The following is a 255-nucleotide window of genomic DNA, read 5'->3' as shown; positions in this document are numbered from 1 at the left end:
AAGAAGGAGCGCGCGGTCGTGGAGACCGAGCCGGTCACCGGCGCGAACCTCGACGACGCGCTGGACGGCCCGGCCATCTCCGAGGAGGAGCACGAAGTCGTGCTGCGTGAGGAGCGAGCGACCGTCGTCAAGACGGCCGAGCCCGTCGAGCGGGTGCGCCTCGGCAAGGAGACGGTCGTCGACGAGGAGACCGTCACCGAGGACGTGCGCAAGGAGCACATCGAGGTCGAGGGCGACGTCGAGGATCGCCGTATC

Annotated in this window: 1 protein-coding gene; it reads left to right on the top strand. The window is 69.4% G+C overall.

All coding sequences use genetic code 11. From position 1 onward, the window contains the following. Positions 1-255, top strand: a 255-nt coding sequence (locus tag G6553_RS20590; RefSeq protein WP_166197000.1) for a DUF2382 domain-containing protein, incomplete at both ends; no start/stop codon positions are given.

Origin of the sequence: Nocardioides sp. IC4_145 (assembly GCF_011250565.1) — a bacterium.
Taxonomy (GTDB): Bacteria; Actinomycetota; Actinomycetes; order Propionibacteriales; family Nocardioidaceae; genus Nocardioides.
The sequence above is the reverse complement of the archived record's forward strand: the minus strand, read 5'-3'. Positions and strand labels throughout refer to the sequence as shown.